The organism is Leptospira paudalimensis, from assembly GCF_026151345.1.
In the GTDB taxonomy this organism is placed as follows: Bacteria; Spirochaetota; Leptospiria; order Leptospirales; family Leptospiraceae; genus Leptospira_A; species Leptospira_A paudalimensis.
Window position 1 is genome coordinate 2,989,094 of sequence record NZ_JAMQPR010000001.1, and the last position, 12,306, is coordinate 3,001,399.

The following is a 12,306-nucleotide window of genomic DNA, read 5'->3' on the forward strand; positions in this document are numbered from 1 at the left end:
TAAAATTGAGCCTTTTCCTAGATTTTTCCTATGTCCCAAGCCGCCGCCCAGTCAAAAAAAGTATCTTTTCGTGCCAAAGAGTCTACAGCTTGTCCGATTTGTGATGAAAATCACCAAAAGGAGCAGATGTTCCAGGGGGGTGGAAGGCTCATCGCTGGGAAATTAGCCCAAGATTTACGCCGTTTGTATGAAAAAAATAAAAAATTTGGTCGTGTGAGTCCACTGGATTATGTCATGACCGTCTGTCCACGTTGTCTGTATTCTTCCTTTCCTAAAGATTGGAACGCACTAAACCCAGCAGACAACGAAGCCATTCGAATGGCAACTGATGCTCGCCGTAGTTATATCGAAAAAATCCTTGGGCCACTTGATTTTACTCAAGACCGCCAAATTGTGTTAGGTGCTGCTTCCTATTTACTCGGAATGGATTGTTACCAATTGCGAGGTGTGAGTGTTGCCCCGACTCCCAAAAAAGCAGTTTGTGCCATTCGAGCTGCTTGGTACTTCTCTGACCTACATGATGAATTTCCAAATTTAGGATATGACAAAATCAGAGACTTACTCTACCAAAAAGCAGCAGTAATTTACGGATATACATTAGAACTTATGCAGAATGGAAACGAACCCGTTGACCAAGCTGCAGGTATGCTTGGACCTGATACCGATAACAACTGGGGATTTGATGGTGTTATTTATCTAAATGCTTTCCTAACAAAAAAATTCAAAGACCAAATGGCTCCCAAACCAGAGGACCAGGTTTTACTCCTATCACGTGCTAAACGAACACTTGCTAGGTTGTATGGATCAGGAAAGGCAAGTAAAGGAAAACCAGGCCCAATTGTCGAAATGACACGCGAATTGTACGACGAATACAACGCTATCCTCGAAGAAATGGGAGGCGAGAAGTAAGGGTTTGCCCAATTACGCACTTCTAGTCGAATATGATGGCACCAATTTTTATGGGTGGCAAAAACAAAAAGACCTACCCACTGTCCAGTTTTCGATCGAATCTGCTCTTGAGATCATCTTAAGAAGGAATCCCGCTTCACGTCTGTCAGTTGCCGGAAGAACGGACACAGGTGTACACGGGCTTGGAATGGTTTGTAATTTTAAAACAGAATTCCCAATTCCCAATTTTCACAAATTATTAGTCTCACTCAATGCGTTAACACCGAAAGGTGTTTCGATTAAAAATGTAGTCGAAGTTCCACCTGAATTCCATGCAAGGTTCAGTTGTACAGGCCGAGAGTATATTTATAAATTATACTATAGTAAATATGAAAGTAGTTTTATAGAAGGCCGAGCATATTGGGTGAAACACCATATCGACTGGGAATTGGTACAAAAACAATTGGATGTCTTGGTAGGAGAAAAAGATTTTCGATCCCTAGCAAAGGCAAAATCGATGTCAGGGAAACGATCCATCCGGGAGATTTTGGCCATCAATTTGGAACAATTGGCTCCTGATTGGTACCAAATCCGGATCCGGGCCAACGGATTTATGCACAATATGGTGCGAATCACAGTTGGAACTTTACTGGACATCGGAAAGGGACGTTGGGAATCTAGATCCATAGACTCCATATTGGAAGAAAAGAACCGTTCGCGAGCTGGGGTGACTCTCCCGCCGGATGGACTCTATTTTGTCCGTGCGTATTACGAAGATCATCCGGAAATTCATGAATTGTACAAAATCTCTCTTCCTTAGTATCCTTTTAACACTCACTCTTTTTTCTGGACTCCTTTCCGCTCAAACCCTAGAAGAGTACAATAAACGCCGGTATGAGATCGGTGGTTGGGTGGGTGCGGCAAACCCAATGCCTGGAACACCTACCGTGCGTGTCCTAGAAACCACACTTGGTGGTGGATTTTATGCAAGAATGCCATGGCCATGGATCTTTTACACCGAAGTGGGTGGTTCTTATGCGGTATTTTTATCCCGCTCGGAAAGAGCCCTCACGGCGATGCCCTTATATGCTGCCCTAGCGTATAAAATCCCACTCGAACTTCCCATTCAATTTTTTCTAAAAGGTGGTGGTGGTTCGTCGTATGTAGTGGCACGTCCTGCCGATACCGCGCGTTGGAACCCTACCGCCTTTGCTGGGTTAGAAGCCAGTTTTATTGCTGGTCGCAGAATTCGAATTGGGGTACGATTGGATTATTATAAGATTTTTGAAACCCAAATGGACATCCCTAACCAATACCGTTATCCTTTAGCAAGCCCATATGATGATCCACGTTTGCAAAATCCTTCTAATTATACCCTACAAAACGTTGATTTTTTCTATTTCGGTCTAACAGTAGGAGTATTGTTCTGATGAAATCTAAATTCCTACTTATTTGTTTTTTGATTGCTGCAGTATCCATACTTTTGGACTGCAAAACCAAACTTGATTTAGGTGATGAATCGAAACTTCCCGTTATTTCAACTCTCTTCAATAATAGAATGTTACTACTCCTAAAAGGTACGTATGCAACTGACAATCCTCTCGATTGGAATGAATTGAATAATGGTACTGGAGATTTGTATATTGACACCCAAGGAGAAGGTCTAGATCCAACGATGACTTTAACCAGTTTACCGAAGGCTGGAAATTTACCCATCTTTTTGGACATAGGGGAAGTTAGAATTTCTAGTAAGTACCTAAAAGGTTTAAACGAATTAACACAAATTAGAGATACGGTAGACTCAAATAAATTTTGGGATTACATTGCTCCTAACCGACAAGTTTTTTGTACCGTCACTTACTCATTTGATAACAACACATGTACCGAAAGTAACGGTATTTTGAAAGCAAGTGATTTTTTCAATGGGATTGGTGCACAATTCCCATCAAATGATCCTTCATCGGAAACTCTTAGCTGGGAACAAGCATATGCATCTGGCCAACCTTGGTTAGGAAGAGAATACTATTATGCTGCTATTTATTTTCGATCACTCGTGACTGGTTATGCGTTAGATGCGGGAATACCAGTGAGAGGAAGATTCGACAATAGAACGATTGTGAATGGATTAAATATTGTACCTAGAAATAATTACGTAGCTGGAACAACCACCGCAGAAAAAAGTAATATCGTTCCAAAATTATTCCCCGCATTATACACTCAATTACCAACCCAATCGGTTCAATCAGATATGAGGATACGTGATGGATTTGATCCTTACATTTTAGAAGTGAGAATCAACTTAAAAGAAAACTTGATGTTACATTCATACACATCAAGTAGATCAACAACAGTTACCTATGTTGGAGTGAGTGATATTTTTGCTGACCACAAAGGTGAAGGTGATGCTGGTGGGAATATTTTAACTAGAGCAAGAGTCATTTACCCAGAGGTTGCTTCTAGTTTAACGATCAGTGGTGGAGGGAATTCTCTTTTACACTATTATGGAATTTTCCGTTTCCAAGAAACCGAATACCTAAGTGTATTACCACTTGCCGCAACTCCCGCAAAACAAAATGCAAAGATCAAATATTTAAATCCAGGAACCTATAAGGTTGTCTGTTTGGGAGATTTGTCAAAAAGAGACGGATATCCTGATACGGTTGTGAGAGAAACTGCTTTTACAATTCCTGATTATCCATTCCGGCAGACGTATAATGTTGCTTTGACCTGCCCTTAGGAAAAAAATAGTTTCTTACTTCAATTTTACTTTTTCTCCCTAGAGTTTTCGATTGAATTGGTAAAAGTACCAATGATATGAAAACGATTTTGATCAAACTAAGAAACTTTTTCGGGAATCAATCAAATTTACCTGGCGAATTTCAATTCCCGATTCGTTACAAACTGCTGTTAATCACATCCATTGTACTGTTGATTTCAATGTCTGGAGTGATTTTTCTTGCTTCTTATTTTTTCCGCAAAGATAGTGAAGTAAGAGTCAAAGAAAACAATATCAAAATCAATGAAATCCTTTCCTTAAAAGTAAAATCTGACTTACACTCGATCAAACAAGATGTACACATTACAGCTTCAGCAGTACTGAGAAGTACACAATCAGCAAATAGCATTGCAAAAGAATTATTTGAAGAAGATCAAAACTTTGTATTTATTGGTGCCTTTGATTCTAGTTTTAATCCAAAGTTTGAAGTCGTAAATGATCAATTTTTAGAGAAGTATGATTACCAAAAAGCGGAAGTCAAAAACATAATCAAAAACATCCAACCTAAACTGAAAAAATCATTTAGCGGAACAACGCTTATATGGAACATCAGCCCATTTTTCCGCAATCCCATCTTATGTATTAGTTTTCCACTATCAGAAACCAAAGACACACATACCATTCTTGTCACATTAGTGAAGTTAGATAGTTTATTAGATGCATTTCAAACTTCAGGTCCAGTTGAAACTTTCTTAGTGAGTGAAGACGGAAGTGTACTAGCTCACCCTGATGCAAAAGTAGTTCTTTCTGGTATCAATCTAAATGATTTACCAATTGTTGATCGAATGAAAAAATCAACGGTTGATAATGGGCAATTTCGTTATGAAAACAAAGATGGTGAGTCTTACCTTGCATCATTTAAAAAATTAGGATTTGGTGGTGTAGGTGTGATCTCACAAGTACGTGAGTCAAAAATTTTTGAAGAAGTAAACAATATTCAAAAACGAAATGTATATTTACTAATAGTTTCATTATCGCTCTCTTTTATCGTTGTTTATATCTTCGCCAAATCACTCTCCACTCCCATTCTAAAATTAGTAGATGCCTCTGAAGAAATTAGAAGAGGAAATTACCACATCACTCTTCATGCAACAACTCACGACGAAATTGGAACTCTCACAAAATCATTCGTTAGTATGGGCCGCGGATTAGAAGAAAGAGAAAAATTAAAAGATTCATTTGGTCGATTTGTAAACCAAGATATTGCCGAACTTGCCGCCAAAGGGAAGTTATCGATTGGTGGTAAAAAAAAGTATTGCACCATCTTTTTTTCCGATATCCGCAGTTTTACTGCCATCTCCGAAAAACTACAACCAGAAGAAGTGGTTGAGTTCTTAAACCAATACATGACAGAAATGGTTAAATGTGTTCAGGAAACGGGTGGCACGGTAGATAAATTTATTGGCGATGCAATTATGGCAACTTGGGGAGCCCTTCGAGATCATAAAGATCATGCAATTGCTTCTGTGGAAGCAGCGTTACGAATGCGCGATAAATTAATTGAGTTCAATCAAAATAGAGGCACGGCGAAAAAACCGATCATTAAAATTGGATGTGGAATTAACACTGGATATGTGATCGCTGGACAAATTGGAAGTTCCGACAAAATGGAATACACGGTCATTGGAGATTCAGTGAATCTGGCTTCGAGAGTTGAGTCATTTAACAAAGAAACACATACCGATATTTTAATTACAGAATCAACATACCATGAAGTAAAATCAGAGTTTAATGTTGTGAGTATGGGAGAAATTGAATTTAAAGGTAAATCCAAAGCTCAAAAAGTTTATGCAGTTTTGGGTAAAAAATCCGATATGAATGCTCCTAAAAATTTGGTTGAGTTACAAAAATTAGTAGGGATTGAAGTCACCACTAAAAAGGGAAAAAAATGAATTTAGACAAACGGGATTCATTTGTTCTACTGAGCCTAACAAGTATTGCGCTTTTTTTTAGCGTATTATTTTACTTAGATTTGAATCGAAAAATTGATATTGGTGATCGTGAAGTTGTAGGAACTATCTTTTTTAAAAATAACATTGTCCAACGTAAATTTGAAGATGAAGTCATTTGGGAAAAACTAGAAAACAATAGTCCTCTTATTAATAAAGACACGATCCGTTCGGAAGCTTTTTCTGATGCCATCATTCGCTTAAAAGATGGAACGGAGATCAACATTGATGAAAATTCAATGTTTAACTTAGATTTAACGGGTGAAGATCCAAACTTAGAATTTTCAGAAGGATCCTTACAAGTAAAAAAGAACGATTCGAATGCAAATCAGATTAAAATCACAAGTTCAGGTAACGAAATCAATGTCGATTCCGGAAATGTCAAAATTGAAAGGGCAAAAGACCAAGAGTTAAGTTTATTTGTAGAAAAAGGTAAAACGACTGTTAAACAAAACGGTAAAGCTTTAGATGTAGAACAAGGCAAAAAGGCTGAATTTAAAAAAAGCGGAATTGAGATCAAAAAAATTCCAGTTGTACTTATCTCCCCTCCTTCCCAAAAATTATTTTATGCAGATCCCAATGAAGTGAACGTGTCTTTCACTTGGAAAATGGAATCAGGTTATGAGTCGCCAATTTTAGAAATCTCAAGATCTCCGAATTTTAAACTTAGGTTTTTTTCGGAACCGGTTCCAGACGGCAAAACTGTTGTTAGCCTGAAGGAAGGGACATTTTACTGGCGAATCAAAGTCAAAAATCTAAAATCAAACAGTATTGAATCAAGTGAAACCAATAAACTTTTTGTTTCAAAACTAGAATCTTTTTTAGGAGAATCACCTAACAACGGAACGGTGATTCCCTTTGTGCAATTATATCCGTTGGTCACTGTTTCTTGGACAAAATTGACAACTGCAAATTCCTATCTCTTTTTTCTAGCTGATAACAATAGTTTTCAAAATCCAATCAAACGAATGGAAACATCTGCGAATCAAATTTCATTTGATGATTTAAAAGAAGGAACTTATTATTGGAAAGTTATTGCAAAATCATCTTTTCCTGATACCACAGACCGTGAAACAAAAGTTTATTCCTTTTCCATTAAAAAACAAAACACTATCCCAGCTCCAAAATGGCAAAGACCAAATCCAGGTGCTGAAATTAGTTTAGAAGAAATTAAATTAAACCAAGCCATTTTAATTTGGGAAGGAAATGCTGAAATTCAATCGTATCATGTTAAAATTGCTAAGGATTCCAAACTTTCAAATGTGCTAATAGATACAGAAACAAAATCTAATTTTTTGGTACCCAATTGGAATCAACTTGGCCTAGGACAATTTTTTGTTACGATCACAGGTAAAACAAAGGAAGGAAAGGAGACGGAAGCATCAACAATCCTCAGTTTTACCATTATAGACAAAAAGAAAAAACAAGAAGTGATTGTAAATAGTGAGGAAAATAAAAACCAAACGGCGCAAGAACCAAAATTAGAGATTCTATCACCGAATGGATCTGTTGTCCAAATGAAAGGGAAATCCAGTTTAGACTTTCATTGGAAGTTGAGTGGTATTAATGCTGATAAATTTGATTTGGTATTGTACCAACATCTCCCTGATAAAAAAATTGCAATTTATAAAACGAGCACAAAGGAATCCCAGTACCAACTTAAAGATTTAAGCATATTGGATGAAGGGAGTTTTTCTTGGGATCTTAGTGTATATAAAGGTGGAAACTTTGTTTTGTCTCGCAAAGGAAATTTCATTTTGGCATTGGACCAATTAAAATCACTGAAACCAACTGATATCGAATTTATCTCTCCGAAAAGACTCTATAAAGAAAAAAAATGATTCGATTTAACTTTAAAATATTTGTTATACTTTTTATGTTTGTCTCCTCTTTGTTATCACAAGAAGGAACGAAACTCATCGCTTGGAAACCGATTGCTGAAGCAAATGGATACCAAATTCAAATTAAAGACAAAACAGGAAAGTTAATCCTGGATAAAAAAATCGATACCGCCTATCATTCGATAGAAGAGTTACCTTCTGGAATTTACATGGTGCGCACGGCTCCTCTCAATTTATTCAAAAAACCTGCTGTTTGGTCAGTATGGAAAGATCTAGAAATCATCATTTCGGAACCTCCTCAAATTGTGAAAGAAGTTGAAAAACCAATCATACTTCCAAAAACCGAAACCAAAAAAGAAAAAACAATTTCTCCGATTACCATTGAAGGAGAACATTTCTTAGAAGCTACAAAGGTGGATTTAAGTAAAAAAGATGACCAACTACCAATTGTTAGTAAAGAAGTTAAGTCATCAGAACGAATTGAATTAAAAGTTGATACAACAGAGGCAAAAACTGGTCCTTATGATTTAACTGTCACAAATCCATACCAAAAGCCCAAAGTAGTGAAAAATTTTGTGCAAGTGGAAGTTTCAAAATCGGAGACAAAACAAGAAAACCTTGAAGAAATCAAAAAGAACGAAAGGGTCAAAATTGTCCCAGATGCAACAACTCAGGTGTCAAATCACCAGTCCAACAATACAAACAATTCAACTACTCCGAAACAAAAAGTAACTCTTCCAAAAGGAAAACCATTTAGAGATTTTTCTTATGAAGAAATGATGTTGTTTTTGGAATCAGATGTCGCTGTGAATTGTAAAAACACAAAAATTCCTGCATTCACTTTGGGTGAGTGCCACAAAACATACGTTATATTAAATTTTTCAAGTGAAGACAATCAATCCGTATTTGAGTTTTATAAATTAGTGAGCGAAAACGAATCCAATCGTATCAGCGCCTATCGATACTTTTCAAGTCATTGTAATCCAAAATTCAGACCAGCAATCGAAAGAATGGAACTTCAATGGAAAAATAGAACCAATTTGGATCCAGAAGAACGCCAATCACTGGCAGAAGAATTGCCAAAATTTCGTTCTTGTTCGAGATAAAATAGATATCTTTTGCTTGTAATGAATTTATTTTTTAGTCCAATGAGGGCAATGAGACATTCGTTTTATCTACTCCTCGGAATTTGTTTTTTAAGTTTGCAAACTTTACATTCCGAACCTTCAGTCCTTAGCCAAAACGTGAAGGAAGTAACCACTCGCATCCAAGACTTAGCACTTTACCCCACCCTTTCGAAAAAGAGGCTTTACGGTGCGGTTGCAAAAGGTGGTGCAATTCGATTTGATCTGAAGGCAGGAGAATCTTCCCCTCAATCCATAGGGATCGGTGTGGCAACTGATGGTAAATTGAAAGAATGGGTATTAACAGTTTATTCCGGAAATGGACAAAGTGAAAACTCGACTATCCTACGCAAAGAGAGAATCGAAGGAGAGTCCCAGTGGGTGTTTGAGTTACTCGCTCCTCCCGATGAAATTACCATCGAAATCCAAAATGCGAATTCCGAAACACCAGTAGCAGTCGTTGAAATCATCCATGGATATTATTATGGTTATTCTGTTGATAAGGAAAACCACAACAAACCTCAATCCCAAAATCCAACAAAACCGAATCCGACGGAACCAGAAAAACTATCTCCGAATGACATTCAGAATCGCACTGAGTTTTACCGAGCTCCCATCACCAAAGATTGATTTAGGTTTTTAAAAATATAGTCAGTGTAATCATTATAACAAGATGGTGACATGTGACCTGCATCACTAAACTCGTTGCAGGTGTATGTAGGATCATCATTCATGTTCCAAAATGGGATACCATTTTGTTTGTGATATTCCACGATACGCGGATACCAATCTTCATACACTGTTCCTTCTTTATTCTCAGCTACTGATACTTTCAAATGCCTTATGTGATCCATATAAGGTAAAGATAACCTAACCCAAATGACAGCCGAAGGAACATTTAACTGTTTCGCTAATTGTAATGATTGGTCTGTGAAACTCAATATATTCTCAGAAAATCGGAATGGAACTAGATAAGAATGAAAATCACCAATGGCTGATTTTTTTAATAATTCTGGTGGAAGGACTGCTTGGTGTGTCCCTGGAGTCATCGCAGAACCTTTCCCCTTTTTCAAATTTGCCATCAGGTTATTTCGCAAACTTCTATAAGGATATAACAAAGTATCCTTATTTTTGGCTCTAGTGATGATAACTTCCAATTTGGGACGGTATTGATATGCACGGAACATACGTTTTGCGATCAGTGTTGATATATCATCCGTTGAAAATTTGGAAAAATGTTTTAGTACAAATGAAACATTGAGCCCATTGGTTAAGGTTTCATCCACTTTTAAGGTGGCAGTAGAGTTAAACATTTCTACAGAATGATCAAATAAAAAGAATTCCGGTTTTACTTCATCTTTTGCAAACTGTTCCATCCATTGTAAAACGTAATCTGGTTTCCCGCCAGGAACAGAAAAATTAAACATCACCCAACCAGGGTACTTTTTGTGAATGTATTCGTTATCAAAGAGGAGAGCTCTTGAATTTCCAAAATAAACAATGACTTTGTCTCTATCTTTGAGTTTTAAGTATTCTTTTAAGTCTTCGTATAATTCGTTTTTTTGGATGTAATTGATATCAGACAATGATTTTGAAAAATATGTATGAACATTTTCTAAAACCAATAATTTATCTAAACAAAATGTTAAAAAAACAACTAAAAATGGAACTAACAAATAACGATTTCGTATTAAATCCACAGTTTCCACCTAAAAACGATAATAGATAAACTCGCCACCATCTTGTGATAATGTGGCTAACAAAAAGATCGTGATGATGCCGAGTGTTGGAACCAACCAAACATCATGTTTACGTATTTTTTCCCAAAATTCAGGAAAGTATTGCAGATGATGAAAAAATAATACAGCAAACGAAGTATAAAAGATACGTTCCAAGTTTTCAATATGTAAGTATTTGAAAGAAGATCCTTCACCAAACAAAGAAGTGGCAGAAACAAGCCAATGATTAGAAGTTCCATCTAACAATCGCTCTAAACTATGAGAAAAATGTGTGAAAATTCCATAAAAATGATCCACCATATTCGTTGCATTATTGGAACGGAACATGAGTCCTGAGATGGAAAACAAAACAAATACAATCATTGCTTTCAGAACAATTAAAACTTTATTTTTTTCAGGAGTTAATTTAAGACCTAATTTCCCTTCTAAAAATCGTTCGCCAGCTAAAATCACACCCCAATAAAATCCCCAACAGATAAAAGTATAATCTGCTCCATGCCAAAAACCACCTAATGTCATAATGATAATTAAATTGAGATATGTTCTGAGTTCACCGTTTTTGGATCCACCTAACGGGAAATAAATATAGTCACGTAACCAAAAAGAAAGGGTGATATGCCATCTTTTCCATAACTCTCGACCTGATGTTGAGAAAAAAGGTGCCTTGAAGTTTTCAGGAGTTTCAAACCCTAAATACAATGCAACTGACCTTGCCATATCGGTAAGACCTGAAAAATCACTGAATACTTGAATGGAATAACAAATACCAGCAATGAACAATGAAAAAGAATCATAATCGGATGGAGAATTAAATACAGGTGAAATTGTAAGAGACATTGGATCAGCAACTAACACTTTTTTAACGAGACCTGACATCATCAAATACGATGCTCGATACATCTTTTCTTTGCTAGGTGTGAGTTTGTCCAAGTTTGGAAAAAAATCTGACATTCGCATGATTGGTCCTGCAATTAATACAGGAAAAAATGCGACAAACAAGAAGTAGTCTTCCACTTTTTCAGTGGGAAGTTTTGGATTTCGATACGTGTCTACTGCTGCTGCAATGACTTGGAAGGTATAAAAACTGATCGCAAGCGGAAGTGCAATGTGGATAAGATTTGGAACTTGTTGGAAAAAAGGATAACCTGTTAGGTCAGAAAGAACCTTACTAAAGAAATAAACATACTTAAAAAAACCTAAATTGATCAAGTTGAGTGAAACAGCAAGACCCACCCAAAAACGAGTCGGAGTCGATTGGATCTTACGATACAAAAGGTAATTGATCGTTATGACTACAAGGAAGTGAACCGTAAGTGCCAATGAGAAATATGCATAAAAGCAAATCCCGGCGAAAAGAAGAAAACCCTTACGAAATTCTTTGGGGATAGCCCAATACAAAAGGTAAACGACAGAAAAGAAGATTAAAAATGGTATTGAATTGAACAACATATCAAGGAAGGAATTGTCTCTCCCAGTAATCGCTTTCCGAACTAGGTGTCAATCCTTCTTTCAGGTGGTTAAATTCAGTTTCATCCACTTCTGTTTCCCGTTTGACCCATTCTGTATAAAACTCTTCAGATGTCTTACGTTTTGCCCGTAACCTTCTTGCATAACTTAAGATCTCTTTGTCTGATGTTACCACCAAACATTGAGAAGGTACTTGACAATAGTTTAAATACCCAATGATGAGTTCGTCCGCTTTTTTTTCATGGCTGTAATGGATGGAAAATCCTTCCCACTCCTCGGAATAACATTCAGAAAGTAACTCCTTCTTTCCGTCAAAAAAGACGAGAACTTTGCGTTGGTTTAGGTCGGGAAAATGGCGTTTTAAATGAATGAGTAATCCACTTCTCGCATCTTGGAGGCGGTATTCCCCCAAACAAAATGCCAAGTCTGGAAATTTATACATCAAATTCATCCCGTCGATCAGGATTCTCTCATTTACGGGCACAACCCTATTGAAACCACTTGCCAGATTCGATTAAACCA

Annotated in this window: 11 protein-coding genes; 8 read left to right on the forward strand and 3 right to left on the reverse strand. The window is 36.9% G+C overall.

The window, feature by feature from the left end:
• The first annotated feature begins 30 nt into the window (after positions 1-30).
• From ND855_RS13785 to ND855_RS13820, 8 genes are all read left to right on the forward strand, one after another.
• A complete protein-coding gene (locus ND855_RS13785) occupies positions 31-909 on the forward strand; it encodes a DUF2225 domain-containing protein (RefSeq protein WP_100715735.1) in 879 nt (292 codons plus the stop codon).
• A 4-nt stretch (positions 910-913) separates the two neighbouring features.
• Complete coding sequence (gene truA / locus ND855_RS13790) at positions 914-1,708, forward strand: tRNA pseudouridine(38-40) synthase TruA (protein WP_265358803.1); 795 nt, start codon at positions 914-916, stop codon at positions 1,706-1,708.
• Entirely contained in the window at positions 1,680-2,318 is a 639-nt protein-coding gene (locus ND855_RS13795; protein WP_135639397.1) for a hypothetical protein, read from the forward strand. The genes truA and ND855_RS13795 overlap by 29 nt, the downstream gene beginning before the upstream one ends.
• Complete coding sequence (locus ND855_RS13800; RefSeq protein WP_265358804.1) at positions 2,318-3,625, forward strand: LIC11270 family surface protein; 1,308 nt, start codon at positions 2,318-2,320, stop codon at positions 3,623-3,625. The genes ND855_RS13795 and ND855_RS13800 overlap by 1 nt, the downstream gene beginning before the upstream one ends.
• A 77-nt stretch (positions 3,626-3,702) precedes the next feature.
• Positions 3,703-5,556, forward strand: coding sequence for an adenylate/guanylate cyclase domain-containing protein (locus ND855_RS13805; protein ID WP_265358805.1), 1,854 nt, complete (start codon positions 3,703-3,705; stop codon positions 5,554-5,556).
• Positions 5,553-7,454 (forward strand): FecR domain-containing protein, encoded by a 1,902-nt coding sequence (locus tag ND855_RS13810; RefSeq protein ID WP_265358806.1) that lies wholly within the window; start codon positions 5,553-5,555, stop codon positions 7,452-7,454. The genes ND855_RS13805 and ND855_RS13810 overlap by 4 nt, the downstream gene beginning before the upstream one ends.
• Positions 7,451-8,560, forward strand: a complete 1,110-nt coding sequence (locus ND855_RS13815; RefSeq protein ID WP_265358807.1) for a hypothetical protein — start codon at positions 7,451-7,453, stop codon at positions 8,558-8,560. Before ND855_RS13810 ends, ND855_RS13815 begins: the two co-directional genes overlap by 4 nt.
• A 51-nt stretch (positions 8,561-8,611) precedes the next feature.
• Positions 8,612-9,208, forward strand: coding sequence for a hypothetical protein (locus ND855_RS13820; protein WP_265358808.1), 597 nt, complete (start codon positions 8,612-8,614; stop codon positions 9,206-9,208).
• On the opposite strand, the gene ND855_RS13825 is transcribed toward ND855_RS13820, so the two are convergent.
• The 3 genes from ND855_RS13825 to ND855_RS13835 are packed head-to-tail and all read right to left on the reverse strand — an operon-like array spanning position 9,181 to position 12,268.
• A complete protein-coding gene (locus ND855_RS13825; protein ID WP_265358809.1) occupies positions 9,181-10,278 on the reverse strand; it encodes a DUF1574 domain-containing protein in 1,098 nt (365 codons plus the stop codon). The two genes, ND855_RS13820 and ND855_RS13825, sit on opposite strands and share 28 nt — an antisense overlap.
• Before the next feature lie 9 nt (positions 10,279-10,287).
• Entirely contained in the window at positions 10,288-11,766 is a 1,479-nt protein-coding gene (locus tag ND855_RS13830) for an MBOAT family O-acyltransferase (protein ID WP_265358810.1), read from the reverse strand.
• 1 nt (position 11,767) lies between these two features.
• Complete coding sequence (locus ND855_RS13835) at positions 11,768-12,268, reverse strand: NYN domain-containing protein (RefSeq protein WP_265358811.1); 501 nt, start codon at positions 12,266-12,268, stop codon at positions 11,768-11,770.
• Positions 12,269-12,306: the final 38 nt, after the last annotated feature.